Annotated in this window: 23 protein-coding genes; 12 read left to right on the top strand and 11 right to left on the bottom strand. The window is 70.6% G+C overall.

The annotated features are described in order from the left end of the window. Positions 1-83: 83 nt before the first annotated feature. On the bottom strand, positions 84-1,394 hold the full coding sequence (locus ORV05_RS00795; protein WP_268760065.1) for an aminotransferase-like domain-containing protein: 1,311 nt from the start codon (positions 1,392-1,394) through the stop codon (positions 84-86). Between the two features lie 74 nt (positions 1,395-1,468). On the opposite strand from ORV05_RS00795, the gene ORV05_RS00790 reads away from it, so the two are divergent. Next, the gene (locus ORV05_RS00790; protein ID WP_268756523.1) at positions 1,469-2,251 is read left to right on the top strand and encodes an alpha/beta fold hydrolase; all 783 of its coding nucleotides are present in this window, start codon (positions 1,469-1,471) and stop codon (positions 2,249-2,251) included. 84 nt (positions 2,252-2,335) lie between these two features. On the opposite strand, the gene ORV05_RS00785 is transcribed toward ORV05_RS00790, so the two are convergent. Then, positions 2,336-3,187 carry an SAM-dependent methyltransferase gene (locus tag ORV05_RS00785; protein WP_268756522.1) on the bottom strand — a complete coding sequence of 284 codons (852 nt, stop codon included), beginning with the start codon at positions 3,185-3,187 and terminating at the stop codon, positions 2,336-2,338. 207 nt (positions 3,188-3,394) lie between these two features. Here ORV05_RS00785 and ORV05_RS00780 point away from each other — a divergent pair, with 207 nt between their 5' ends. Together ORV05_RS00780 and ORV05_RS00775 are read left to right on the top strand one after the other, a co-directional pair. Next, entirely contained in the window at positions 3,395-4,381 is a 987-nt protein-coding gene (locus tag ORV05_RS00780; RefSeq protein WP_268756521.1) for a quinone oxidoreductase family protein, read from the top strand. Positions 4,382-4,522: 141 nt separating this feature from the next. Beyond that, positions 4,523-5,443, top strand: coding sequence for an NADP-dependent oxidoreductase (locus ORV05_RS00775; RefSeq protein WP_268756520.1), 921 nt, complete (start codon positions 4,523-4,525; stop codon positions 5,441-5,443). A 25-nt stretch (positions 5,444-5,468) separates the two neighbouring features. On the opposite strand, the gene ORV05_RS00770 is transcribed toward ORV05_RS00775, so the two are convergent. Then, entirely contained in the window at positions 5,469-5,858 is a 390-nt protein-coding gene (locus tag ORV05_RS00770) for an avidin/streptavidin family protein (protein WP_268756519.1), read from the bottom strand. A 73-nt stretch (positions 5,859-5,931) separates the two neighbouring features. Here ORV05_RS00770 and ORV05_RS00765 point away from each other — a divergent pair, with 73 nt between their 5' ends. Both ORV05_RS00765 and ORV05_RS00760 read left to right on the top strand, forming a co-directional pair. Then, positions 5,932-6,909 (top strand): GlxA family transcriptional regulator, encoded by a 978-nt coding sequence (locus tag ORV05_RS00765; protein ID WP_268756518.1) that lies wholly within the window; start codon positions 5,932-5,934, stop codon positions 6,907-6,909. 88 nt (positions 6,910-6,997) lie between these two features. After that, entirely contained in the window at positions 6,998-8,695 is a 1,698-nt protein-coding gene (locus ORV05_RS00760; RefSeq protein WP_268756517.1) for an SDR family oxidoreductase, read from the top strand. Between the two features lie 143 nt (positions 8,696-8,838). On the opposite strand, the gene ORV05_RS00755 is transcribed toward ORV05_RS00760, so the two are convergent. After that, on the bottom strand, positions 8,839-9,918 hold the full coding sequence (locus ORV05_RS00755) for a TetR/AcrR family transcriptional regulator (RefSeq protein WP_268756516.1): 1,080 nt from the start codon (positions 9,916-9,918) through the stop codon (positions 8,839-8,841). An 88-nt stretch (positions 9,919-10,006) separates the two neighbouring features. Here ORV05_RS00755 and ORV05_RS00750 point away from each other — a divergent pair, with 88 nt between their 5' ends. Together ORV05_RS00750 and ORV05_RS00745 are read left to right on the top strand one after the other, a co-directional pair. Next, positions 10,007-11,197, top strand: a complete 1,191-nt coding sequence (locus ORV05_RS00750; protein WP_268756515.1) for a cytochrome P450 family protein — start codon at positions 10,007-10,009, stop codon at positions 11,195-11,197. Between the two features lie 19 nt (positions 11,198-11,216). After that, on the top strand, positions 11,217-12,230 hold the full coding sequence (locus tag ORV05_RS00745; protein ID WP_268756514.1) for a glycosyltransferase: 1,014 nt from the start codon (positions 11,217-11,219) through the stop codon (positions 12,228-12,230). Positions 12,231-12,273: 43 nt separating this feature from the next. Here ORV05_RS00745 and ORV05_RS00740 read toward each other — a convergent pair whose 3' ends face one another. After that, entirely contained in the window at positions 12,274-13,677 is a 1,404-nt protein-coding gene (locus ORV05_RS00740; RefSeq protein ID WP_268756513.1) for a DHA2 family efflux MFS transporter permease subunit, read from the bottom strand. 101 nt (positions 13,678-13,778) lie between these two features. Next, positions 13,779-14,006: an MDR/zinc-dependent alcohol dehydrogenase-like family protein gene (locus ORV05_RS00735; protein WP_268756512.1), complete on the bottom strand. Its 228-nt coding sequence runs from the start codon at positions 14,004-14,006 to the stop codon at positions 13,779-13,781. A 117-nt stretch (positions 14,007-14,123) separates the two neighbouring features. Between ORV05_RS00735 and ORV05_RS00730 the strand changes: the two genes are divergently transcribed. Further along, positions 14,124-14,963: a phosphoribosylaminoimidazolesuccinocarboxamide synthase gene (locus tag ORV05_RS00730; RefSeq protein ID WP_268756511.1), complete on the top strand. Its 840-nt coding sequence runs from the start codon at positions 14,124-14,126 to the stop codon at positions 14,961-14,963. Here the strand turns inward: ORV05_RS00730 and ORV05_RS00725 are convergent. After that, positions 14,921-16,066 (bottom strand): MFS transporter, encoded by a 1,146-nt coding sequence (locus ORV05_RS00725; protein ID WP_268756510.1) that lies wholly within the window; start codon positions 16,064-16,066, stop codon positions 14,921-14,923. The genes ORV05_RS00730 and ORV05_RS00725 overlap by 43 nt on opposite strands. Before the next feature lie 47 nt (positions 16,067-16,113). Between ORV05_RS00725 and ORV05_RS00720 the strand changes: the two genes are divergently transcribed. Beyond that, on the top strand, positions 16,114-16,668 hold the full coding sequence (locus ORV05_RS00720; protein WP_268756509.1) for a TetR/AcrR family transcriptional regulator: 555 nt from the start codon (positions 16,114-16,116) through the stop codon (positions 16,666-16,668). Between the two features lie 5 nt (positions 16,669-16,673). Here the strand turns inward: ORV05_RS00720 and ORV05_RS00715 are convergent, their stop codons facing one another. The 3 genes from ORV05_RS00715 to ORV05_RS00705 are packed head-to-tail and all read right to left on the bottom strand — an operon-like array spanning position 16,674 to position 18,557. Continuing rightward, entirely contained in the window at positions 16,674-17,081 is a 408-nt protein-coding gene (locus ORV05_RS00715; RefSeq protein WP_268756508.1) for an arsenate reductase ArsC, read from the bottom strand. 28 nt (positions 17,082-17,109) lie between these two features. Beyond that, positions 17,110-18,192 (bottom strand): ACR3 family arsenite efflux transporter, encoded by a 1,083-nt coding sequence (gene arsB / locus ORV05_RS00710; protein ID WP_326938112.1) that lies wholly within the window; start codon positions 18,190-18,192, stop codon positions 17,110-17,112. Further along, positions 18,189-18,557, bottom strand: coding sequence for an ArsR/SmtB family transcription factor (locus ORV05_RS00705; RefSeq protein ID WP_268756507.1), 369 nt, complete (start codon positions 18,555-18,557; stop codon positions 18,189-18,191). The genes arsB and ORV05_RS00705 overlap by 4 nt, the downstream gene beginning before the upstream one ends. Positions 18,558-18,649: 92 nt before the next feature. On the opposite strand from ORV05_RS00705, the gene arsM reads away from it, so the two are divergent. The 3 genes from arsM to ORV05_RS00690 all read left to right on the top strand — a co-directional run bounded on the left by arsM (position 18,650) and on the right by ORV05_RS00690 (position 21,668). Then, positions 18,650-19,456: an arsenite methyltransferase gene (gene arsM / locus ORV05_RS00700; RefSeq protein WP_268756506.1), complete on the top strand. Its 807-nt coding sequence runs from the start codon at positions 18,650-18,652 to the stop codon at positions 19,454-19,456. Positions 19,457-19,627: 171 nt separating this feature from the next. After that, positions 19,628-20,470 carry a helix-turn-helix domain-containing GNAT family N-acetyltransferase gene (locus ORV05_RS00695; protein WP_268756505.1) on the top strand — a complete coding sequence of 281 codons (843 nt, stop codon included), beginning with the start codon at positions 19,628-19,630 and terminating at the stop codon, positions 20,468-20,470. A gap of 145 nt (positions 20,471-20,615) precedes the next feature. Next, entirely contained in the window at positions 20,616-21,668 is a 1,053-nt protein-coding gene (locus tag ORV05_RS00690) for an SDR family oxidoreductase (protein ID WP_268756504.1), read from the top strand. Positions 21,669-21,736: 68 nt separating this feature from the next. On the opposite strand, the gene ORV05_RS00685 is transcribed toward ORV05_RS00690, so the two are convergent. Then, entirely contained in the window at positions 21,737-24,973 is a 3,237-nt protein-coding gene (locus ORV05_RS00685) for a choice-of-anchor D domain-containing protein (protein ID WP_268756503.1), read from the bottom strand. Positions 24,974-25,084 lie beyond the last annotated feature (111 nt).

Raw genomic sequence — 25,084 nt, 5'->3', positions numbered from 1 at the left:
CGGAGGGGGCTGCGGCAAGCCGTGAAGGGTCCGTAATGGTCAAATCGACTGTGAAGGGACCCTTCACGGCCAACGCCCGGCCGTCAGTCCACTCCGGACTCTTCCGGAGTGGTGCGGGCGAGTGCGGCGAGCACGTCGAGGGCCTGGGCGAGGACGTCCCTGGGCGGCGAGGCGAGGGCCAGCCGCACGGCGTTCGGGGCGCGCCCGGCGCCGACGGTGAAGGCGGCGCCCGGGGTGACCGCGATGCCGCGCCGCGCCGCGGCGGCGACGAAGGTCTCCGCCCGCCACGGCTCCGGCAGCGGCCACCAGCAGTGGTAGGCGCGGGGATCGGCCCGCACGGGCAGGCGCGCGGCGGCGATCTCCTGGCGGGCCCGCGCGTCCACCCGCTTCGCCTGCTCGATCTCGCGGACCACGCCGTCGGCCATCAACCGGGTGGTGGCCTCCAGCGCGAAATGCGCCGGAGCCCAGCCACCGGAGCGGATGGCCCCGGCGACCGGCTCGTACAGCGCGGGCGGCGCGGACACGAAACCAAGCGGGAGCCCGGGACCCAGCCGCTTGGAAAGGCTGTCGAGCACGAGTGTGCGCTCCGAGGCCAGCGGCGCGCACTCCTCGGCGAGGAAGCCGTTGATCCCGTCGTCGATCAGGTAAAGTCCTTGCGCCGCAACGAGTTTCAGAATCTCCGCGCGCCGCGGCGCGGACATCGTCACGCCGAGCGGGTTGTGCAACGCGGGTTGCAGGTACACCGCGCGCAACGGCGGCGCCTCCCGCAGCGCCGAGGGCAAGATGCCCTCGGCGTCCATCGCCAGCGGCACGAGCGTGACACCGAGCCGCGCGGCGATGCCCTTGACGACCGGGTAGGTGATCTCCTCCACTCCGAGCCGCTCGCCCCGGGGCACGAGCGCGGCGACCGCCGCCGCGATGGCCTGGCGGCCGTTCCCGGTGAACAACAGGTGCTCCGGCTCGGGCCGCCAGCCGCCGCGGCCGAGATGCTCGGCCGCCACCTCCCGCGCGGCGGCCGAGCCCGCGACCCCGGTGGGGCGCAGCGCGGCGGTCAGCGCGTCGGGGCGCAGCAGTGGTGCCAGTGAGGCTGCCACCAGCGCGGATTTCTCGGGCAGCACGGGGAAGTTGAGTTCCAGGTCGACGGTGGCCGTGGCCGGTTCCGCGAGCGCCGGTTCCGGACGTGGCTCGGCGGCACGGACGAAGGTGCCGCGACCGGTTTCCCCGACCGCGAGGCCGCGGCGGATCAGCTCGCCGTAGACGCGGGTGGCGGTCGAGTTCGCTATCCCGCGTTGCCGCGCGAACCGCCGCTGGGGCGGTAAGCGGTCGCCGGGCCGCAACCGTCCCGCCGCGATCTCGGCGGCCACGGCGTCCGCCAGCGCCTGGTAGTCCTCCATGGCCAGCCCTTCAAATTGCACCGAGCACAATGTTTCTATTGCACTTAGATTATCCCGAAGATAACTTCAGGTCCATGCCTACCGTCTCCCTCGGCTCCCTCGATGGAATCACCGTCAACTACGAGGACAGGGGCAGCGGCGATCCGCTCGTCCTCGTCCACGGCCACCCGTTCGACCACACCATGTGGCGGCCGCAGCTCGAGTACTTCAGCGCCACCCACCGGGTGCTCGCACCGGACCTGCGCGGTTACGGGAAGACCACGGTAACCAGAGGAAAGACGCTGCTGGAAACGTTTGCCCTCGACCTGGCGGCCCTGCTGGACCACCTCGGCGCCGAGCGGTTCTTCCTCGGCGGCCTGTCCATGGGCGGCCAGATCGTGATGGAGTGCCTCCGCCGGTTCCCGCACCGGATCCGGGGGGTCGTCCTCGCCGACACCTCACCCGTCGCCGATAGCCCCGAGGCACGCCGGTTTCGCACCGAGACGGCAGAGCGATTGCTCCGAGAGGGAATGGGCCCCTACGCCGAGGAAGTGCTGAGGAAAATGGTCGCGCCCGGCGATGCGAACGTCGACGGGCACGTGCTCGGGATGATGCGCGGCACCTCTCCCGAAGGCGCCGCCGCCGCGCTGCGGGGGCGCGCGGAGCGGCCCGACTACGTCGAAACGCTCCGCGAATGCGGAGTACCGGCGCTGATCGTGGTGGGCAGCGAGGACGAGTTCACCCCGATCAGCGACGCCGAACTGATCCACGGCCTGATGCCCGGCTCGCGGCTCGTCGTCGTCAAAGGCGCGGCACACATGCCCAACCTGGAACGTCCCGGCGAGTTCAACCGGGCACTCGCCGAGTTCCTCGCCTGACGAAAGGTCTTGACCTCGCGGGCGGCGGGTATCGCCTCTGGCTGCGCGTCGATCACGGCCGGGGCGCTCTGGTGGCTGGCGAGGTCACGGCTTGACGCCGATACCGCCGAGGAAGCAGCAGGCCGCGGGCCTGCCCGCCAGTAGCGCCGACGTCTTCGCCGGACCGTCCTCGACGTGCCATTCTGGCAGCCACACCAGACCCGGCTCCACCAGCGGGAAATCGCCGAAGTAGTCCGCGATGACCTCGCGGGGCCGGGGAAAGGCGGGGTTGCCCGAATGGTGGTACAACTCGACCGCCTGCTGGAACTGCTGCCGTTCCTGCTCGGGCACCGCGTCGAAGGTGGCGTGCGAAATGATCAGGTGCGAGCCGCTGGGCAGGAAGCTGCGGTACTGCGCCACCACCTCGGACACCTGTTCCTGCGGATCGAGGAAGTGCAGTACCGAGACCATCAGCAGGCCGACCGGCCGCGACGGGTCCAGCACGCCGGTGGCCACGGCGCGCTTCCAGACCTCGTTGACGTTGCGCAGGTCCTCGTGCAGCACGACGTGCCGCTCCGGGTCGCCGTCGTCCTCGATCAGCACGCGGGCGTGCGCCACCGCCACCGGCTCCCGGTCCACGTAGACGCAGCGGCTGTCCGGATCGACGGCGTCGGCGACCTCGTGCACGTTGCCCACCGTCGGCACCCCGGAGCCGAGATCGAGGAACTGGGTGATGCCCTGGCGCAGGCAGTAACGGACCGCACGGCCGAGGAACTCGCGGTTCACCCTGGCGCCGGTGCGGATGATCGGCACCACCGCGGACAACTGATCGCCCAGCATCCGGTCGATCGCCCAGTTCGCGGTGCCGCCAAGGAAGTAGTCGTAGACCCGCGCGGCATTGGGGTGGTCCAGGTCCACTCCTTCGGGAACCGACACCGTCTCACGCCGGTCTTTCACGCGCACACCCCCCTGTATGAGACCAAGCAACCGCGCAAGACTAGCAACATGTGCCGCGCGTCACGATAGGTTGGTGTCATATTTCGCCCTGGCCGCTCGATCTGCCCGATATGGGCCTCCGGCCAGGCCTTCAAACTGCCGTGTGACCTCGCGCAAAGCCAGTACGATCTTGTTCGTCGCGACCCCGTCTAGGGAAAGAGAATCCGGATGCAGGCATTGACGATGACCGCGCCCGCGCCCGACGGGAGCACGACGGCCCTGGTCGATCTCGACGAGCCGAAGCCCGGTCCGCGCGAGATCGCCATTGATGTCGCCCGCGCGGGCATCAACTTCATCGACGTCATGGCCCGGCGCGGCGACGCCGGCTATGTCTCCTCGTGGCCTTTCGTTCCGGGTCTGGAAGTAGCCGGTACCGTCCGGTCCCTCGGCAGCGAGGTGAGCGGACTGGAGGTGGGTCAGCGCGTCGCCGCGTTCACCCTGGGTGGTGGAGGGCTCGCCGAAGTGGCTGTCGCGTCCGCCGACCTCACCGTCGCGGCGCCGTCCGCGGTGTCCTTCGACGTGGCGGCGGCGGTGCCACTGGGGGTGGCCACGGCTGTTCTCCTGCTCGAACGCGCCGGCCTGAAGCACGGTGAATCGGTGCTGATGCATTCGGCGAGCGGCGGAATCGGCGCACTCGTCAGCCAGGTTGCCAGTGCGATGGGCAGCGGCGAACGCATCGGCACGGTCGGCAGGGCGGACAAGGTCGCGGCCGGTCTCGCGGCCGGGTGGGACTCGGTGTTCCCGCGCGACGAGCAGACGGAGGCGCGGATCAGGGAGATCGCTCCGCACGGGGTGGACGTGATCCTCGATCCGACCGGCTCGCTGCTGGAACTGGATCTTTCCGTCGCGGCACCGGGTGGGCGCGTGGTCCTCTTCGGTAACGCCACAGGTGGTGCGCTCCCACCGATGCCGCCCACCGGACGACTCATCGGCGGGAACGTCGGCCTGCTCGGTTTCAGCATCAGCCGCCTGGCCTCGACCTCGCCGGCCACCTTGACGAACGCACTGAAAAAGGGGTTTCAGCTGATCGAGGCGGGAACCGTGCGGGTCGAAACCTCGGCCGTCGATTCGCTCGCCTCCGTTGCCGAAATCCATGACCTGCTGGCCGCGGGACGCGGATCCGGGAAGTACGTGGTCGACGTCAAGGGCCGGTGACCGGCAGCACTTCACACCAACCACCGTTCGCACCTCCGGGTGGCCAACGCACTCCGAAGTGCGTTGGCCGTACCGGGATGGAGAGCGACTCTCTTCCGGTTCCCCAGGGCATAGGCAGCACAACGACCCTGAGGAGAACTGATGCGTGCCGTGATCGTTCGCGAGTTCGGTGGCCCCGAAGCACTGGAGATCGCCGAGGTGCCCAGCCCCGAACCGGGCCCGGGCCAGGTGCGGATCCGGGTCGCCGCCGCCGCGCTCAACCCGGTGGACGAGCAGACGCGGGCGGGTGCCCTCGCCGGTCTGCACGGTCCGATGCCGCAGGTCGGGATCGGCTGGGACGTCGCCGGGGTGATCGACGGGCTCGGCGAGGGGGTGACCGGGTTCGCGCCCGGCGATTCGGTGATCGGGTTGCGGGACCGGCTCGCCGAACCGCTGGGCAGCCACGCCGAGCAGGTGGTGCTGGACGCGAGTGCCGTCGCGCCCAGCACGCTCGACCCGGTCGAGGGCGCCACACTGCCCCTGAACGCGCTGACCGCGGTGCAGGCCCTGGACGCGCTCGACCTACGGACCGGCCAGACCGTGCTGGTCACCGGCGCCGCCGGCGGGCTCGGCGGGTACCTCGTCGAACTGGCCACCCTGCGCGGTCTCCGCGTGGCCGCACTCGCCGGCGGTGGCGACGAGGAACTCGTGCGCGGGCTCGGAGCCGAATTCTTCGTGCCCCGCGGGGAAAACCTCGCGGCCGCAGTCCGTCGTCGGCTGCCGGGCGGGGTCGACGGTGTGGTCGACGCGGCGGTGCTGGGTACGGAAGCCCTTGACGCGGTGCGGAACGAGGGCATCTTCGTGTCCGTCCTCGGCGACGGACCGCGCGGGCTACGGGGGATCACCGTGCGGTCGGTGTGGATCCGGGCCGACGGCCGCGCGCTGACCGCGCTCGCCCGGCTCGCCGCGCTCGGACGCCTGACCCAGCGGGTCGCCGGAACCTACCCGCTGGCCGAAGCGGAGACGGCCCACCGGCGACTGCGGGAAGGCGGCCTGCGCGGGCGGCTCGTGCTCGTCCCGTAACCGGTTCACGCACCTTGCCAGCGGGTCAGCGCACCCGCTGGAAGGTGTCGGCGTTGGTCATGGCGGCATGGGCCCAGGGCAGTTTGATCAGCTCCGGGGCCTGTCCCGGCCGAGGTGGCTTCACGGCGGAGTCGGCGATCACGTGCCACACGGTTTCCATCCGTCCGTCGCGCAGGAGCCCGGTGAACGAGGCGATCGCGTCGCCGCCGGGCCCGGAGCGACCGAATGCGAACTGCACGCAGTCGCCGACATGGATGCCGGTGATCTCGGCTTCCGTACCCGCGAACGCGCTGTCGCCCAACGCCGTGCGGAAAGTGCCCCGGAGCCGCTGCCCGGAGTCGTCGGTGATGGTCAGCTCCGAGCCGTACTGGTTGCGCCAGTGCCCGAGCCAGGTGACGGCATGCCGATTGCTCATGTCCTCATGCTCACCACGAACCCCGGCCGACGGGAGTGGCAGGATCGACACCTTTGAGGATTATTCTGCCGTCATGGAACGACGTCACCGCGTGGTCGCCGTGGTCACGCCACCGCAGTCGACGTTCGAACTCGCCTGCGTGGCGGAGGTGTTCGGCATCGAGCACCCCGGCGTGCCGACCCGCTACTCGTTCGACGTCTGCGCGGAAACCCCTGGCGCCCTTCCCACCAAGGCGGGCTACCGGATGCTCATCGAGCACGGACTCGACGTTCTCGGCACGGCCGACTCGGTGTTCGTGACCGGCTGGCCCGACCGGCTCGCCCAGCCGTCACCGGAACTCGCCCGGGCCCTCACCGACGCGCACGCCCGCGGCGCCCGGATCGTCGGGATCTGCTCGGGTACGTTCGCGCTCGCCGCGATCGGACTCCTCGACGGCAGGGAGGCCACCACCCACTGGCGCATGGCCGAGGAACTCCAGGCCCGCTATCCGAGGGTGGCCGTGCGGCCGCATGCCCTCTATGTCGACCACGGCGACGTCGCGACCAGCGCCGGTACCGGTGCGGCGGTCGATCTCGCGCTCGAACTCGTCCGCCGGGACTTCGGCGCGGCGTACGCGGCCGACATCGCCCGCCACATGGTCCTCCCACCGCACCGCGACGGCGGGCAACGGCAGTACTCGTGGACCCCGCCGGACCGGAACGCGCCGGAGCAGGAAACGCTCGCAGCGATACTGGCGTGGGCCGAGGAAAACCTCCATCGGCCGATCGTCAACGACGATCTCGCCACCCGGGGCGCGGTCTCGTCGCGCACCCTGGCACGGCTGTTCGACCGCCACCTCGGCACCACGCCGGGAAAGTGGCTGCTGCGCAGGCGGATCGAGCAGGCGCGGGCCTTGCTGGAGCGCACCGACGCGCCCGTGGCGGCCATCGGAGCCGCCACCGGTTTCCCCGACTCGTCGAACTTCCGGCGCCGGTTCAGCGAGGAAGTGGGCACCACACCGGGCAGTTACCGACGCACCTTCGGCCACCCCGGAGGCCCCTCCGGGTCATGATCACCTCGTCCCTGGCTCCGGGCTCCCGGCGAAGAGCGGGAAGCCGGACCGTTTCGCGTTACGCTCGGGCCTCGGGCGAGGAGGTCGGATGAGGACAGTGGTTTCCGGGAACGTGCGGCTCGCGGTGTTCGAGGAGGGCCCCGAGGACGCACCCGTCGTGGTACTGGTGCACGGCTATCCCGACACCCACGAGGTGTGGGACGACGTGGCGGCCGCGCTGTCGGACCGCTTCCGCGTGGTGCGCTACGACGTACGGGGCGCCGGCCGGTCGGACGCTCCGCGCGGCACCGGCGCCTACGATCTCCGGCTGCTCAAGGACGACCTGTTCGCCGTGATCGACGCGGTCAGCCCCGGTGCGCCGGTGCACCTCGTGGCGCACGACTGGGGCTCCGTCCAGTCCTGGGAGGCGGTGACCGAACCCGGTTCCGACGCGCGGATCGCTTCCTACACCTCGATTTCCGGGCCCTGTCTCGACCACATGGGGTACTGGATGCGGGACCGGTGGCGCCGTCCGTCGCCGCGTGGGCTGTGGCAGGCGCTGAGCCAGCAGCTGCATTCGTGGTACGTGCTGCTGTTCCACGTTCCGGTACTGCCGGAGCTGGTGTGGCGTTTCGTGGTGGCGAAGCGGTGGCCGTTGCTGCTGCACCGGGTGGAGGGCGTTCCGCCGAGGCCAGGCCACCCCGCACGCACCCTCGCCCGCGATGCCGTGCACGGGCTTTCCCTGTACCGGGCCAATTTCCGGCCCCGGCTGCGGCGGCCCCGGGAGCGGCGCACCGAGGTGCCGGTGCAGGTCGTGATGCCGGTCCACGACCGCTACGTGACGCCCCCGCTGGCGGAAGGACTTCAGCGCTGGGTTCCCCGGCTGTGGCGCCGCCGCCTGTACGCCGGGCACTGGTCGGCCTTGCTGCGGGACGGGGCTCAGGTGGCCCGCATGGTCACCGAACTGATCGACCACGTCGGCGGCGCCCCGGAGGCTCGCGGGCTGGCACGGGGCCGCGCGGGCGCGAAGGCCGGACCGCTGGTGGTCGTCACGGGCGGCGGAAGCGGGATCGGCCGGGCCACCGCGAGGGCCTTCGCCGCCTCCGGGGCCGAGGTCGTGGTGTGCGATGTGGACGAACGGGCCGCCCGCGAAACCGGCGGCCACGCCTACCGGGTCGACGTCTCCGACGAGGCGCAGATGCGGCGGTTCGCCGACGAGGTGCTGCGGGTGCACGGGGTGCCCGACATCGTGGTGAACAACGCGGGAATCGGCCACGCGGGCACCTTCCTCGCCACCACGGCCGAGGAGTGGCGGCGGGTGCTGGACGTCAACCTGTGGGGGGTGATCCACGGCTGCCAGGTCTTCGGGAAGCTGATGGCCGAGCGCGGCGAGGGCGGGCACATCGTCAACGTGGCGTCCGCGGCCGCGTATCTGCCGGTGAAGTCCCTCGCCGCCTACGCCACCAGCAAGGCGGCCGTGCTGATGCTGTCGGACGTGCTTCGCGCCGAGGTCGCCGGGCGCGGCATCCGGGTGTCCGCGATCTGCCCGGGCCTTGTCGACACCGGTATCACCCGCACCACCACGTTCTCCGGTCTCAGCGAGGAGGAGCAGGACCGCAGGCGGGACGAGGCCGCCCGCGCCTACCGGCGGCGGAACTTCGCGCCGGAACGGGTGGCCGCCGAGATCCTGCGCGCGGTCGAAACCGGCCGCGCCACCGTCCCGGTGACCGTCGAGGCGAAGGCTGGTCTCGCCCTCGCCCGGCTGTCCCCCGCCGCCCTCCGCGCCGCCTCCCGCGTCCTCCCCTAGCGCCCACAGGGAGTCGGGTCGTATCAGGGGCGCGCCCTCAAGGCGACCTTGAGGGCGTTTATGACCCTGAAGGCCACCTTCAGGGCAATCCGACACCGGCCGAGTGGACCGTGAAGGGACCCTTCACGGCCCGCCCCAGCCCCTCACGGCAGCAGGACGGAAGCGGCGGCGTGGCATGCGCCGTAGCCGTCGGCTCGGGCGATGATCCGGCCGTCCTGGATGCGGACGGCGGTTTCGGTGGCGTCGCTGACGGCGGACACTCCCGCGGCCGCGGCCAGGTCGCCGGATTCGTCGTGGATGAGCTGGAGGCGGGGCCAGGCCGATGGCGCGACGGCAGCCCTGAGGCAGTTGCGCAGGCCGGTGATGGTCAGGCGGGCGAGAGGGCCGAGTTCGGCGGGGTTGCCGGTGACCAGGGCCGCGGTGACCACGGAGCCGGGCGGCGCGGCGCGCAGCGCTTCTTCGATGGCGGCCAGCCGATGCAGACCGAGCACAGCGAGGACCCCATCGCGGTCCAGGCGGGCCGGCTCGTCGCGCAGTGCGTCGGTCATGGCCGGTGGCGTCCAGCCCCGGTCGGTGGGGCGCGCCGGCGCGATGTGCGGCAGGTGGGCGGGCTGCCACGTGTCGTCGAGGTCGAGCTCGGCGAGTTGTTCGCAGGCGCGGACGACGGCGAAGGGCTCCCCGAACCCCGGCGCGGCCGCGGCGAGCTGGCTGGCGCCGTGCAGTGTCGTCAGGGCGGTCTCGGCCACCCGGACCATCCGTGCGGCGACCCGTACCGAGGATGGCAACTGCTCCAGGCACAGCCCGAGCAGGATCGCGCTGAGGCTCGTCAGTTGTGAGAACGGCTGGCTGACCTGTTCGTCGGACACGATCTCGGGGAGCAGGTCCCGGCCCAGTCTGCTCGCGCTGTGCCGATCTTCCACCGCGAGCGGGAGCTGGGCCATCCAGGCGCGAGCGAAGTCGCCCAGCGCCGCACCGGCGGTCCTGGCGGTCGGCGGGTGTTCCGGATCGGACGCCTGCTCGGCTTCCTGGGCCAGTACGGCGAAGTAGAGGGCTCGCTTGCTGGGGAAGTTGGAGTAGACCGCGCCGCGGGTCAGCTCGGCCCGTTCGGCGATCCGGTCGATCTTGGCGTCACGGAAGCCGCGCTCGGTGAGTTCGTCCCGGGCGGCGGCCAGCACCTTGGCCCGGTTGTGCTCCTGCATCTGTGCCCTGCTGAGCCGGACCATCGCGCCCCTCCGTTGCCGTGCCTGCCGAAGTAGGATACCGTCCGCATTCAAATACTGTGAACATCTGGTCGCATCATTTGGAGCTAAGGTGAACGCCATCCCGGAAATCGACCTGTCCGATCCCGCCGTCCTGTCGGACCCCTTCACCGCGTACGGACGGGCACGCGAGCTTGGCCCGCTGGCGCGGCTGGTGACACCGGGCTTCGGCGCGATGTGGGCGGTCACCCGGTATGAGGAAGCGAAGGCGATGTTGACCGACCCTCGGTTCGAGCTCACCGCCGGCAGCTACCACCTGCGTCCGGACGTGCCCGAGCACTGCCTGAAGTACATGCGGACCATGCAGGAAATGGACGGGCCCGGGCATGCCCGGCTACGGCGGCTCGTCTCACCCTCGTTCACCGCGCGACGCGCCGCGGAGTTCCGCCCGCGCATCACCCGCATCGTCGACGCCCTGCTCGACGAACTGGTCCAGCAGGCCGACGGGGACACCGTGGACCTGCTGGACCACTTCGCCCGGCCGCTGCCCATCGAGGTGATCTGCGAACTGGTCGGCATCCCGCCCGAGGACCGGGCCACCTGGCGCACCTACGGCACCGCCGTCGCCGCCGGACACGGTCCCGCGTTCGCGCAGGCCATCCCAGCCATCATGCGCGACGCGATGGCCGCGGTGGCACGTCGCACCCGGGAGCCCGGCGCGGACCTGCTGTCCGAACTGATCGGCATCCACACCGGCGACCAGGACCGTCTCAGCGAGACCGAACTGGTCACCCTCGTCTGGCACCTCGTCCTCGCCGGGCAGACCCCGACCAACCTCGTCGCCAACGCGGTCGAGACCCTGCTCGGTCACCCCGGCCCGCTCGCCGCGCTGCGCGCCGACGAAAGCCTCATGCCCGGCGCTGTCGAGGAACTGACCCGCTGGTGCGGGCCTCAGCTACTGACCCTGCCCCGCTACGCCCGCGAGGACGCCGACATCGCCGGAATGCCCATCGGCAACGGAGAACCCGTCACCGCCGCGCTTGCCGCCGCCAACCGCGACCCCCGCGTGTTCGCCGATCCCGAGCACCTCGACCTGCTCCGCCCGGCAGGCGGGCCGGCACACCTGGGATACGCCCACGGGCCCCACTTCTGTCTCGGCGCCGCGCTGGCGCGCGTCCAGACCGAGGTCGCACTCACCGCACTGCTGCGCCGCTTCCCCGCGCTGGCGCTGGCCGACGGTGGTGCCCAGCGCGTCCCGGACCCCGGAACCTGGCGCCTCACCGCACTGGCCGTGACCCTCTGACCTCGGCTGGATGGTCCGCATGCGCCTACTCTTCGCCAGCCTCGCATCGGTTGGCCATGCCTACCCGCTGATCCCGCTCGCGATCGCGGCCCGGGACGCCGGGCACGAGGTGCATTTCGCCGTCGGCGAGCACGTCCACGCACCGCTGATCAGGAACGGACTCCGGCCCTTTCGTCCCGCGGACTCGTTCTACGAGATCTACGCCGAGGACCTCGAACCGGAACTCGCGCGGTTACGGCCCGACCTCGTCTTGCACGGATGGGGAGTGCCGGGGGCAGCCGTCGCCGCGCACCGTGCCGGAGTCCCCAGTCTTTGGCACGGGTTCGGTCGTCTGTTTCCCGAAGGAATCGGGCTCCAGCCACCCGGGCCCGCCATCGGCGCCCCCGACCGGCCCCATCTCGACATCTGCCCGCCGTCCTTGCAGGACAAGGATTTTCTCGCGACGGCCGAGCGGATCCCACTGCGTCCCGTCCCCTATTCCGAGCCGCCGGCGTCCGCGTGGCGCCTCGAGCGTTCTTCGCGGCCACTGATCTACCTGACGCTCGGCACCGCATTCGGCACCCCGGAGGTGCTCACCACGGCCATCCAGGGCTTGTCGGCGCTCGACGCGGACGTGACCGTCGCCACCGGCCAGGTGCGCCCGGAGCGGCTCGGCACCGTGCCGGACAACGTCACGGTACAAGCGTGGGTGCCGCAGGCGGACCTGCTGCCGCACGTCGACGTGGTCGTGCACCACGGTGGCAGCGGCACGACCCTCGGCGCGCTCACCGTCGGCGCCCCGCAACTGATCCTGCCTCAGGGAGCCGACCAGTTCGCCAACGCCGAAGCGCTCAGCGAGGCGGGGGCCGCGCTGAGCCTCCTCCCCGGTGAACTGAGCGCGGACGCCATCACCGAGCACACCCGAAAGCTGTTGCCACACCATGGAAACAGCGGCCACCGCGAGGCGGCCCGCGCGATCGCCGAGGAGATCGCCCGCATGCCCTCCCCCGAGGAGATCGCCCATCGCCTGCCGGAATACGCCGGGTGCGGGTAAGTCCGCTGCCGCTGCCGGGGCTGCGGTGCTGTGAAGGGACCCTTCACGGCACCGCGACGGGCGTCCGGTGGGCGGCGCGGGCCGAACGCTGGGCGAGCCACAGCCAGGCGGCGCACAGGACGGAACCCACCGAGGCGGCACTGACCCACCAGAAGGCCTGCTGGAACGCGCTTTCCGCCCCGTGCGGCAGCGCGGCGGCGAGCACCACCGCGAACAGCGCCCCGCCCAGGGCGCCGCCGATCCGCTGCATGATGTTCACCGTCGTGGTGGCGTCGGGCAACTGGTCGCGGCGCACCGCCGCGTAGGCCGCCGCACCGGCGGGCATGGTGGCCAGCGCGATCGCCATACCCCGCAGGAACAGCAGCGCCTGCACGGTGACCGCGTCCGTGTGCGCGCCGAGGAAGGCGAACGGCGCGGTCGTCACCAGCGTCAGCACGTTCCCCCACAGCGCCACGATCCCGCCGCCGTACCGGTCGGTCAGCCGCCCGCCCAGTGGCGCCACGATCGCCGTCCCGAGACCGAGCGAGCACAGTGAAAGCCCGGTGGTGATCACGTCCGCGCCCCGCAGCACCTGGAAGTACAGCGGGAACAGCAGCATCGCGCCGAACAGGGTGGCCCCGGCGAACGCGGTGACCACGGTGGCCGCGGCGAACACCGGATCGCGGAACAGGCGCAGGTCGACCAGCGCGTTCGCGCGGCGCCACGAACGCGCCGCGAACGCGAGTAGCCCCGCGAACCCGAGCACGAGCGGAACCAGCACCGAAGCGTCAGCGAGCGTTGCCCGCTCGCTCCACCGGCTCACCGCGTAGACGAACATCGGCAGTCCGACGCTGACCAGGATCAGTCCGCCCCAGTCCAGGCGCGGCGCGGCGCCCCGCTCGCCGCGCGGCACGTACTTCAGGCCGAGGCCGATCCCGGCCACCCCGATCGGCAGGTTGATCAGGAACAGCCACGGCCAGGACAGCGAGTTCAGCAGCAGGCCGCCCAGGGTGGGGCCGATCGCGGGCCCGGTGCTGACCGCGATGCCCAGGATGCTCATCACACGCCCGAGCCGCTGCGGCCCGACCGCCTGGCCGAGCACGGTCTGCCCGGCGGGCACCAGCAACCCGGCGGAGACGCCTTGCAGCACGCGCAGGGCGATGAGCCACCCGAGGTCTCCGGCGAACGCACACAGTCCGGACGCGACGGTGAACGCGGCGAAGGACCACAGCCACAGCCGCCCCACGCCGACCTTCCGGCCCAGCCAGCCGCACAGCGGCAACGAAACGGCCAGCGCGATCAGGTAACCGCTGGCGATCCACTGTGCCGACGCCAGCGAGGCACCGAGATCGCCGGCGATCGAATCCAGGCCGACGTTGACCAGCGAGGTGTCGAGCATGCTGACGAACCCGCCGAAGACCACCACCAGGGCCACCCGCCAGACGGGCCACGGAATCCGGTCGTTCAAGCGGGCTGTGTCTTGCGGGACACCCGCACCCGATCTGTCTTGCGGGACACCCGCACCCGATCGGCCCGCGCCCACTCGAACGGGGGCTCCGCCAGTGTCGTTCATGCGGCCCTACCTTTCAGAGTCGTCCCCGGCACCACGGCCAAGGAATCCACTGTGGACAGCGCGCGTCCGGCGTTGCCGCCGTACGCCGTTGCCGTGTGGGTGACGACACGACGCCCGAGCCAGACCTCGATCACCACCTGCCCCGGACCGGCCACGGGCTCCGGCACCTCGGTTTCGATCAGCACTTCCGGCCCGCCGAACCGGTCCACCCTCATCGCTCGCACGTACGCCCTCCTCGGTTCCTGGTGCGAGCAGCGTCGAACATCTACCTAACTGGAGGTCAACCCCCGGGTGCCTCGGCGTTTAGGATGGACGGGCCGGAAACGACCGAGGACGGGACGATGAAGCACATACACGCAGGCAAGGTCAGGGACCTCTACCAGGACGGGGACGACATCCTGCTGGTGGCCTCCGACCGGATCTCGGTCTACGACGTGGTCCTGCCCACACCGATTCCGGACAAGGGTGCGCTGCTCACCCAGTTGTCCAGCTGGTGGTTCGAGCATTTCGGCGAGATCGTGCCCAATCACGTGCTCTCCACCACCGACGTGCCCGCCGAGTTCGCCGGCCGCGCCATCCGGTGCAAGCCGCTGAAAATGGTGCAGGTCGAGTGCATCGCCCGGGGCTACCTGGCCGGACTCGGCCTGAAGGAGTACCAGCGGAACGGCACCGTGTCGGGCGTCCCGCTGCCCCCCGGCCTGGTCGAGGGCAGCCGCCTGCCCGAACCGATCTTCACCCCCACCACCAAGGCCACCGAGGGGCACGACGAGTTCATCACCTTCGACGACGTCATCCGCCAGGAAGGCCGGGAGACCGCCGAACGGCTGCGCGACCTGACGCTGGAGATCTACCGCAAGGGCGCCGAGCACGCGGCCTCGCGCGGGATCATCGTCGCCGACACCAAGCTGGAGTTCGGCTGGGACGCCGACGGCGTGCTCACCCTGGGCGACGAGGTGCTGACCTCCGACTCCTCCCGGTTCTGGCCCTCGGACAAATGGGAGCCGGGCCGCCCGCAGTACGCCTTCGACAAGCAGTTCGTCCGTGACTGGGCGGCGGGCACCGGCTGGGACCGGACGCCGCCCGGCCCGGAGGTCCCGGCCGACATCGTGGCCGCCACCCGGCAGCGGTACCAGGAGGCCTACGAGCGCATCACCGGCAACACCTGGGGCGCCACCGCGTAGGTGACGCCGAAGGCGAGCACCGCCAGCGCCGCGGCCAGCCCGAAGGCGGACCGGTAGCCGAGTTCCGCGGCGACCAGTCCGCCGAGCGGGCCCGCCACCAGGATCCCGAGGTCCCAGAACGAGGTCATCGCCCCGACCGCGACACCCGGCCCCAGCGCGCCGGTGCGGTGCAGGGTGACCGAGGTGGCCGCGGGATAGATCAGGCCGATGCCGACACCGGTGACGGCGGTGGCGAGCAGCGCGACGACCTCGCCGGGCGCCGCGGCGAGCAGCACCAGCCCGGCCGCCTCGACGACCAGGACCACCCGGGCCACCGCGAGCCCGCCGTGGCGGTCGACCAGTGGGCTGCCCACACTGCGCGTCAGCAGGAACGCGGCCGCGAACACGGCCAGCCCCAGGTTCTCCCCGCCCACCCGTTCCTCGCTCAGGTACAGCACGAGCAGCGCGGTGAGGCTGCCGTAGCCGTAGGCCGAGAGCCCCAGCACGAGCCCGGGCAGTCCGGCCCCGGCGGGCACGAGGTCACGGGCCGAGCGCGGCAGCACCGGGCTGCGATGCGCCTGGCCCCTGGTCGAGGCGACGAGCAGCACGGACACGAGGGGGAGCGCCACGACGGTCCACCACACCGCCGCCGGGCCGCCCGCCTGCCGCATGGCCACGGCCAGCAGTGGCCCGGCGGAGAGACCGCCCCACATCGACAGTCCGAACCAGCCCGCGGTCCGGCCGCGACGGTCGGCGGGCGTGCCGGTCAGCACCCACGGCAGCGCCCCGGAGAACAGGGCGCCCTCGCCCGCGCCCATTACCAGGCGCGCCAGCAGCAGCACGCCGAAGTCCGGGGCGAGCAAGTGGGCAAGCGCGGCGAGGGTGGTCAGCAGTGCCCCGGCCAGCACGACCGGCCGCGCGAGCCCGCCATCGGCCGCGCGCCCGGCGAAGGGCCTGGTGGCGGCGGTGGCGGCGAAGGCGAGCCCGACGGCCAGCCCGGCCGCCGCTGGCCCGGCGGAGAACCGGGAGACCACGTAGCCGGGGAGCTCCTGCAGGGTGGCGCCGAGCGCCAGGTAGCCGCACAGCACCGCGAACCACAACCGCCGCGCCGGAATTTCGTTCATGCCAGCGACAGTACCGATCGGTCTTGTCTGGTGTACAGTACTTTTTCGTGAGCGATCCCACGGCGACCCGCGCCCGCATTCTGGACACCGCGGCGGCACTGTTCTACGAACGCGGAGTGCACGCGGTGGGCGTGCAGGAAATCGTGCGGCGAGCGAATGCGTCCAAACTCAGCCTGTACCGCTATTTCCCGTCGAAGGAAGATCTGGTGCGCGAGATGCTCGCCGAGCACAGCGACCGGATTCACGCCTGGCTGCGGCGGAAAACCGCGGACGCGCCGCCGGGTCCGCAACGCGTGCTGTCCGTTTTCGACCTGCTGATCGGCTGGTTCGCCGAGCCCGGCTACGGCGGTTGCACGGTGCTCAACACGGTGACCGACACCCGGATGGATCCCGAAATCACCGCTATCGCGCGGCGGCATCTCACCCGTTACCGCGCGCTACTCGAAGAACGCCTGCGGGAAATCGGGGCCGGGGATCCGGAGGGATTGGCGCGGCAGTTGCTGCTGCTGATCGAGGGTGCCAGCGTGGTCACCTCCATCGACAGCTCCCCCGGTCCCGGCGCCGACGCTCGCGCCGCCGCCGCCCGCCTCATCGCCGCCTGACCCGCTCAGGCGCCGGGCGGGACCAGTTCCTCCAGGAGTGCGCGGACGCGACGGTCGATCTCGTCGCGGATGGGACGAACCCGGTCGACCGGCTGACCGGCCGGGTCGTCGAGCTGCCAGTCGAGGTAGCGCTTGCCAGGGAAGACGGGGCAGGCGTCACCGCACCCCATGGTGATGACCACGTCCGCGGCCTGAACGGCTTCGGTGGTGAGGACCTTGGGGAATTCCTTGGAGAGGTCGAGGCCGAGCTCGTTCATGACCTCGACGACGGCCGGGTTGACGGTGTCGGCCGGGGCGGATCCGGCGGAGCGGACCGTGACCCGCCCCTGGGCGTGGTGGTCGAGCAGCGCGGCGGCCATCTGGGAGCGGCCGGCGTTGTGGACGCAGACGAAGAGGACTTCGGGAGTGGGCACAGTGGTTCCTTCTCGGAGGTCGTGGCGGCTATCCGCGTGCGGCGGGGGTGAACCGCCTGCGCAGGGCGAGGGAGACATAGACCAGCGCGACCAGGACGGGGACCTCGATCAGCGGCCCGACCACCCCGGCCAGCGCCTGCCCGCTGGTGGCGCCGAACGTGGCGATCGCCACGGCGATGGCGAGTTCGAAGTTGTTGCCCGCCGCGGTGAACGCCAGGGTCGTGGTGCGCTCGTAGCCCAGGCCGATCGCCTTGCCGAACGCGTAGGAACCCGCCCACATCACCGCGAAGTAGGCCAGCAGCGGCAGCGCGATCCGGGCTACGTCGAGCGGACGGCTGGTGATCTGGTGTCCCTGCAGGGCGAACAGCACCACGATGGTGAACAGCAGCCCGTACAGCGCGACGGGCCCGATCCGCGGCAGGAACCGGGATTCGTACCACTCCCGCCCCTTGCCACGCTCGCCGAAGCGGCGGGTGAGGTAGCCCGCGGCGAGCGGGACACCCAGGAAGATCAGGGTGCTCTTGGCGATCTGCCATCCCGACACCGACAGCGTGGCCGTGTCCAGACCGAGCCAGCCCGGCAGCACGGACAGGTAGAACCAGCCCAGGACGCCGAACATGACGACCTGGAAGACCGAGTTGAGCGCGACCAGCACGGCGGCGGCTTCGCGGTCGCCGCAGGCGAGGTCGTTCCAGATGATCACCATGGCGATGCAGCGGGCGAGGCCCACGATGATCAGGCCGGTGCGGTATTCGGGCAGGTCCGGCAGCAGCAGCCAGGCCAGCGCGAACATCAGGGCGGGACCGATCAGCCAGTTCAGGATCAGCGAGGGCCACAGGAGCCTGCGGTCGCGGGTGACGCTGTCGAGCCGGTCGTAGCGCACCTTGGCCAGCACCGGGTACATCATCACCAGCAGGCCGAGCGCGATGGGCAGGGAAATCCCGTCGACGGCGACCGCGTCGAGCCCGGTCTCCAGGCCCGGGATCCAGCGGCCCGCCAGCAGGCCGAGCGCCATCGCGGCGGCGATCCACACCGGGAGGAACCGGTCCAGGGTCGACAGCTTGCCCACGACTCCGGTCGGCGCTGCCGCGGTCTTGCCGGTGGTGGTCACGCCGTTACCACCGAAACGCCGGCGGGGGTGAGGACCGCGGACAGCCGGGCCAGCGTCTCCGGCTGCACCCGGTAGTAGATCCAGGTACCGCGCCGCTCCCCGGTGATCAGACCGGATTCGCGCAGCACCTTGAGGTGGTGCGAGATCGTCGGCCCGGTCAGGTCGAACGCGCCGGTCAGGTCGCACACGCAGGCCTCACCGCCGTCATGGGAGGCGATCAGCGACAGCAGTCGCAGCCGCACCGGATCGCCGACCGCCTTGAACACCTTCGCCAGGTCCACGGCTTGGGATTCGGACAGCGGCTCACGGACCAGGGGCGAGCAGCGCTCGGCTCCGGCGTCGACGATCGGCAACTGTTTCGACATAGCTCTATCTAAACAGGCTTCTATCTTGACGTCCATCGAGACAAAGGGCACGCTGTTAATCGACAGACGTCGATCCTTAGAAGGAGTCCAGCATGAGTGACCAGGCTCACGAGCTGCGGGAACAGGTGCGCGAACGCTACGCGGCGGCCGCGGTACGCGCCGGTACGGGCCGCGAGGCTTCGTGTTGCAGCGACGGGGGTCCGACCGCGATCAAGGACCTGACCGGCGAGCTGTACGACGAGGCGGAGCGGTCGTCGCTGCCGACGGAGGCCGTGCTGGCCAGCCTCGGCTGCGGCAACCCGCTCGCCGTCGCCGAACTGCGCGAGGGCGAGACGGTGCTCGACCTCGGCTCCGGGGGCGGCATCGACGTCTTGCTGTCCGCGAAGCGCGTCGGCACGGCCGGGAAGGTGTACGGGCTGGACATGACCGAGGAAATGCTCGCGCTCGCGCTGGCCAACGCGGCGAAGGCCGGCGCGGACAACGTCGATTTCCTCAAGGGCCACATCGAAGCGATCCCGCTCCCGGCGGACCGGGTCGACGTGATCATCTCCAACTGCGTCATCAACCTGTCCGTCGACAAGCCGGCGGTGTTCGCGGAAATGTTCCGCGTGCTCAAGCCCGGCGGCAGGCTCGGGATCAGCGACGTGGTCGCCGAGGACCACCTCACGACGGACGACCGGGCCGAGCGCGGTAACTATGCGGCCTGTATCGCGGGTGCACTGTCCTTCACCGAGTACCGCGAGGGCCTGGCCGCCGCCGGTTTCACCGATATCGACATCACGCCCACGCACGAGGCCGCCCCGGACATGCACGCGGCGACCGTGCGCGCCACGAAACCGGCTGACGCAGTCCAGCGCCCCACCCTTCCGCTCGCCCCGACGTCCGGATGCTGCGGCTGAAGCCCCTTCACGGCTCCGGGTTCAATCGAGCGTCGTAGATGGAAGGGGTTGGGGCATGACCGAGCTGGTCGCCCTGTCGAAGGTGGCCGCACTGGCCGGGGATCACGTCGAGACTTTATCGATGTGGATCGATGTTCGCAACCATCGATTGAAATCGATACACTGACCGGCATGCCCCTTGCGACCTCCCCTGCGGCCCAGGTTCTTCCCGACGCCGAGGCGGCCACCTACGCCGAGTGGTTCGCGTGCCTGGCCGAACCGACCCGCGTGCGGCTGCTGCACGCCGTCGCCACCGCGCCGCGCGGGATCACCGTCGGCGCACTGACCGAACTACTCGGCATCAGCCAATCCACCTGCTCGCACCACGTCCGCAAACTGGCCGACGTGGGGTTCGTGCGGGCACACAAGGAAGGCACCGCCACCGTGGTCACGATCAACGCGGCCTGCTGCGCGGGACTGCCCCACGCGGCCGACGCCGTGATGGGCATGCTCGCCCCCCGGCCGTGCTGCCCCGCGGACGTCCCCACCGACGTCACGGTCCGCGCGATGCGCAAGGAAGACTGGCCCGACGTGCGGCGGATCTACGGCGAGGGCATGGCCACCGGGATCGCCACCTTCGAGACCACCGTGCCCAGCAGGTCGGTGCTGGATGCCCGGTGGATCCCCGCCCAGCGCTGGGTCGCCGAACTCGACGGCGCCGTGGTCGGCTGGGCCGCGGCGTCCCCGGTTTCGCAGCGTGAGTGCTACTCGGGAGTCGCGGAGACCTCGCTCTACGTCGCCGAAGGCCACCGCGGCCGGGGCATCGGCAAGGCCCTGATCCGCAAGCAGGTCATGGCGGCCGACGAGGCCGATCTCTGGACCCTGCAGACCTCCGTCTTCACCGCGAACCGCGCCAGCCTCGCCCTCCACCACTCCGCCGGCTACCGCACCATCGGCATCCGCGAACGCATCGCCCAACGCGACGGCGTCTGGCACGACACCGTCTTCCTCGAACGCCGCTCCACGCTCGGCTGACGCCGAAAGGGCCGCGCTCGCGCGGGGAGACCAGGCGTTGTCCCGTGAGTGGACCCCTCACGGGACACTTGCCATAAAAGCACTTTATGGCTTGGGTGAGAAACTTGCTTTGGACTTATCGGCCCCTGGTGTCGAAGCTCGGGGTATGACGAACAACAAGGTCGCGCTGGTGGCCGGGGCGAACGGGGTCATCGGCCGCAACCTCATCGATCACCTCACGGAACTCGGCGACTGGGACGTGATCGGCCTGTCGCGGCGCGGCGGGGCGTCCGCGGGCCCGGTGCGGCACCTGGCCGTGGATCTGCTGGACCCGGCGGACACCCGAGAGAAGCTGAACGGCCTCACCGAGGTCACTCACGTGTTCTACGCCGCCTACCAGGATCGACCCACCTGGGCCGAACTGGTCCCGCCCAACCTCGGCATGCTGGTCAACCTGGTGGACGCGATCGAGCCGGTGGCGAAGAACCTGCGGCACATCAACCTGATGCAGGGCTACAAGGTGTACGGCGCACATCTCGGCCCGTTCAAGACACCGGCTCGCGAGGACGACGCCGGGCACATGCCGCCCGAGTTCAATGTGGACCAGCAGGACTTCCTCGAAGCACGACAGCACGGTAAGTCCTGGACATGGTCGGCGTTGCGCCCCTCCGTGGTGTGTGGCTACGCGCTCGGCAACCCGATGAACCTGGCCATGGTCATCGGGGTCTACGCGGCGATCTCCGCCGAACTCGGCCTGCCATTGCGTTTTCCCGGCAAGCCGGGGGCATACCACACGCTGCTCGAAATGACCGACGCCGGACTGCTCGCGAAGGCGACCGTGTGGGCGGCCACCGACGAGCGCTGCGGCAACCAGGCCTTCAATATCAACAACGGCGATCTGTTCCGCTGGGAGGAGATGTGGCCGAAGATCGCCGCGAACTTCGGCCTCCAGGTCGCACCGAGCCTGCCGATGTCCTTGGAGGTGGTGATGGCGGACAAGGAGCCGCTGTGGAACGCCATGCGGGAGCGATACGGGCTGCAACCATCCTATTCGGACGTCTCGTCCTGGCGGTTCGGCGACTTCGTGTTCTCCTGGGACTACGACTTCCTCGCCGACGGTTCGAAGGCACGCCGCTTCGGCTTCCACGAGTTCGTCGACACCGAGAACATGTTCCTGTCCATTTTCGACGATCTGCGCAAGCGCCGCGTCCTTCCCTGAACGGCACGCGAACAGCACTCGGGGGTGCCGCGAGGAGTTCCCTCGCGACACCCCCGGGTCTCATCTCGTCAGCGGTAGGTCACCTGGGTGCTGCCGTTGCCGAACCAGAAGGTGATCCAGCCGGACACGAAGTCGTTCCGGCGGCCACCGGTGACGCCGTACTCATCCGAGGTCGGGTACCCGAGCGGGCTGGCCTCCCAGCCCATCGAGGCCCACTTGTCGCGGATCGCCCCGTAAATCGCGTGCGCACCCGTGTTCGGCGACCAGTAGACCGAGCCCGGGCCACTGAAATGGTTGTACCGCCCCACACCATCCGGCGTACCCAACTCATCCGTCGTCGGATACCCCAGCGGACCGGCCTCCCAACCCAACGCCGCCCACTTGTCCCGGATCGCCCCGTAAATCGCGTGCGCACCCGTGTTCGGCGTCCAATAGATCGATCCCGGGCCACTGAAATGGTTGTACCGGCCCACACCGTCCGGCGTCGTGGTCTCGTTCGTCGTGGGATACCCCAGCGGACCGGCCTCCCAGCCCGACGCCGCCCACGCGTCCCGGATGGCGCCCTGGATCGCCCACGCGTCGGTGTTCGCCGTCCAGTAGATGGACCCGATCTGGAAGTGGTTGTACCGCCCCACTCCGTCCGGTGTCGCCGTCTCGTCGGTGATCGGGTAGCCGAGGCTGCTGCCCGGCCCGCCAAGTGCCTTGTAACGGACGAGGATCGCGCCCGTCACGGCATGTGCCCCGGTCGCCGCGGACCAGTAGATGCTGCCACCGCGGAAGTCCTGGGCCTTGCCGCCGCCGGCGGTGTCGTACTCGGGCGAAACCGGGTCGCTCAGGTAGGAACCGCGGGCGCCGCCGAGCTGGTTGTAGTAGTCGGTGATCGGATCGGTGTTGCCGTTGAGCGTCACCGTCTTAGCCGCCTGGCCGTCGTCACCGGTGATCTGGTACGCGGCCGTGGCCGGATACGCGTCCGTCGGCGTGAACGTCACCGTCTGGTCCAGCGAGTCACCCGGCGGGATCACCTGTCCCTCCGCGAGCTGGTTCTCGCTGTGGAACACCCCGGCGGGGGCCTTCGCCTTCGTGATCGTCAGCGGCACCGTGCCGGTGTTGGCCACGGTGAACTTCAGCGTCACCGACTGCCCGACCGGCACGGTGTGGAAGTCGAGCACCGTCGGGTCGAGCGTCAGTTCGGGCTTGCCGGACAGCGCGACGCCGCTCACCGGAACGGTGACCGAACCCTGGTCACTGGTCACGACCAGCTGCGAACTCTCGCTGAACCCGGTGTCGGTCCCCGAAGTGGGCGTGTAGCTGATCGGCACGGTCACCGAGGCGCCCGCGTCGATCACAGTGCCCACGGCGGGCAGGGTGGTCGCGGCGAACGAACCGGTCGGCGCGGTCACGCCGGTGATCGTCTCCGCGGTGGTGCCGGTGTTGAGGATGTTCACCCCGAGTTCCTTCGCGGCACCGGTGCGCACCTGCCCGAAGTCGAGCGAGGCGGGCGTGGCGCCCAGGCCGGGCTGCGTGCCAAGGCCGTGCAGGTCCAGGGCGGTGCTGCCGGCGTCGGTGGCGAAGGTCAGCGTTCCGGTCGCCGCACCCCAGGTGGCGGGTGTGAAGCTCACCGGCACGTCGAGCGTCTGCCCCTTGGTGAGGGTCACCGGCGCGCTCAGCGAGGCGGCGAACGGGGACGCGGTCGACACGCCGGTGACGGTCAGATCCCGGTTCGCGGTGACCGTCACGGTCGCGTTCTCGGTGCCGCCGACGGCGGTGGAACCGAAGTCGTAGGGCTTGGTGGCCAGCACGGCCGTGGTCGGCCTGCCGAAGCCGTACACCTTGCCGTCACGGGTGCCGACGTAGACGCGGCCCCCGTCGGTGCCGGGCACGGAGAACTTCACCGCGGTGCCGATCGGCGCGGAGTACCGCAGCTGCATGACCCCGTTGACGGGCACCGGGTCGTACGCGCGCAGCTGCGCGTTCGCCCCGTTGGGGCCGGTGCTGTAGACCACCCAGACCAGGGCGGAACCGGAGGTGGTGCCGCTGGAGGTGATCACCGGCGAGCCGGAGGTGTAGCCGAAGTTGTCGCTGGTGGTACCCACCGAAGTGAGCGAGGGCCCCTGCGCCGAGTACTTGAGCGCGCGCAACGGCCCGTTGTTGCCGACGACGTAGACGTAACCGCCGTCGCCGCCCCAGAAGCCGGGCCTGCCCCAGACGCCCTGGAACGGTCCGGTCACCCCCACCACGTCGTCGCCGCCGTCGGCGGCCTGGCCCGCGCCGCCGAGGTGGTCGGCGTCGAGCAGGTAGATCCGCCCGTCCTTGCCGACTTCGACGAGCAGACGGGGGTGGCTGCTGGTGCCGAAGCCCGACGGCAGCGCCATCGTGCCGCCGGAACCGAGGTCGGCGTCGTCCTGGTTCAGCTTCGTGTTGTCGTGCGGGCTGAAAAAGCTCTGTGCGGTCAGGGAACCGTCGGAGTTCACGCCGAGCCGCACCACCGACTCGCCAAGGGTGGCGGGCGGGGTGTCGCCGGGGCCGGGGGCGGGCGCGATGCCGTTGCCGGTGGCGAAGATGATGCGGCCGGGGCCGTCGGAGACCAGGCCGGAACCGGCCTGCCAGATGCCGCCCTCGTCGGAGACGCCGGCCTCGGTGGCCCACATCGTGGTCTGGACGCCGGTGGTCGCGTTCACCCCCACGACGTAGCCGACGTAAGGGGTGTAGTCGCAGTGGCTGCCGAAGCCCGCGTAGACCACGCCGTCGAGCAGGAGCAGGCCGGGCCGCTGCATCGCGGTCAGCGGGTTGAACGGCACGCCCGGATTGTTGGTGGGCGATCCCTTGATGGTGGTGGGGAAGCCGGAGCGCTCGGCACCGGTCTTGATGTTCAGCGCGTGCAGGTACCAGTGCGGGTGCTGCGGGTCGGGACCGTCGTTGACCTTGGAGGTCAGGTACACGGTGCCGGTGGCGGTGTCGACCACGGGGGTCGAGGTGACGCCGATGTTCGGCGTGAGGTCGCCGCAGTTGACCGTGGACACCGGCCAGGCCGGACCGAAATCGACGAACCACTTCTGCGCGCCGGTGACCGGGTCGAGGCCGTAGACCTTGTTGTTCTCGGTGGCCGTCACGACCACCCCGTTCGAGATCACGGGCTGCGCGTAGACCTGGCCGTCGACGGCGGCGGCGAACAACTGGCCGAAGTCGGTGGCGGTGACCTGCGACGGCGTCAGGCCGGGTTCGTTGTCGTCCCAGCCGGTTCGCAGGGTGGTGTACCCCGCGGTGGTGTTGTCGGCGGAGGCCGGCGTGGTCGCGATCCAGCCCACCAGGGCTGTGATTACTGCGAGTATCAGAATCCGGGCAGGGTAACGAGTCCGGATGAACAAAGGCTGCCTCCCGTGGGGGATCGCGACGCTCACAGTCGCAATATCTGCTGC

Origin of the sequence: Amycolatopsis cynarae, assembly GCF_026802195.1 — a bacterium.
GTDB lineage: Bacteria > Actinomycetota > Actinomycetes > Mycobacteriales > Pseudonocardiaceae > Amycolatopsis_E > Amycolatopsis_E rhizosphaerae.
Note: the sequence above shows the minus strand (reverse complement) of the source record. Positions and strands in the feature narration are given on the sequence as shown.

Coding starts and splice junctions, on each gene's coding strand:
- ORV05_RS00795 (WP_268760065.1), bottom strand. CDS start 1,394: ATGGAGGACTACCAGGCGCTGGCGGACGCCGTGGCCGCCGAGATCGCG.
- ORV05_RS00790 (WP_268756523.1), top strand. CDS start 1,469: ATGCCTACCGTCTCCCTCGGCTCCCTCGATGGAATCACCGTCAACTAC.
- ORV05_RS00780 (WP_268756521.1), top strand. CDS start 3,395: ATGCAGGCATTGACGATGACCGCGCCCGCGCCCGACGGGAGCACGACG.
- ORV05_RS00775 (WP_268756520.1), top strand. CDS start 4,523: ATGCGTGCCGTGATCGTTCGCGAGTTCGGTGGCCCCGAAGCACTGGAG.
- ORV05_RS00770 (WP_268756519.1), bottom strand. CDS start 5,858: ATGAGCAATCGGCATGCCGTCACCTGGCTCGGGCACTGGCGCAACCAG.
- ORV05_RS00765 (WP_268756518.1), top strand. CDS start 5,932: ATGGAACGACGTCACCGCGTGGTCGCCGTGGTCACGCCACCGCAGTCG.
- ORV05_RS00760 (WP_268756517.1), top strand. CDS start 6,998: ATGAGGACAGTGGTTTCCGGGAACGTGCGGCTCGCGGTGTTCGAGGAG.
- ORV05_RS00755 (WP_268756516.1), bottom strand. CDS start 9,918: ATGGTCCGGCTCAGCAGGGCACAGATGCAGGAGCACAACCGGGCCAAG.
- ORV05_RS00745 (WP_268756514.1), top strand. CDS start 11,217: ATGCGCCTACTCTTCGCCAGCCTCGCATCGGTTGGCCATGCCTACCCG.
- ORV05_RS00730 (WP_268756511.1), top strand. CDS start 14,124: ATGAAGCACATACACGCAGGCAAGGTCAGGGACCTCTACCAGGACGGG.
- ORV05_RS00725 (WP_268756510.1), bottom strand. CDS start 16,066: ATGAACGAAATTCCGGCGCGGCGGTTGTGGTTCGCGGTGCTGTGCGGC.
- ORV05_RS00705 (WP_268756507.1), bottom strand. CDS start 18,557: ATGTCGAAACAGTTGCCGATCGTCGACGCCGGAGCCGAGCGCTGCTCG.
- arsM (WP_268756506.1), top strand. CDS start 18,650: ATGAGTGACCAGGCTCACGAGCTGCGGGAACAGGTGCGCGAACGCTAC.
- ORV05_RS00695 (WP_268756505.1), top strand. CDS start 19,628: ATGCCCCTTGCGACCTCCCCTGCGGCCCAGGTTCTTCCCGACGCCGAG.
- ORV05_RS00690 (WP_268756504.1), top strand. CDS start 20,616: ATGACGAACAACAAGGTCGCGCTGGTGGCCGGGGCGAACGGGGTCATC.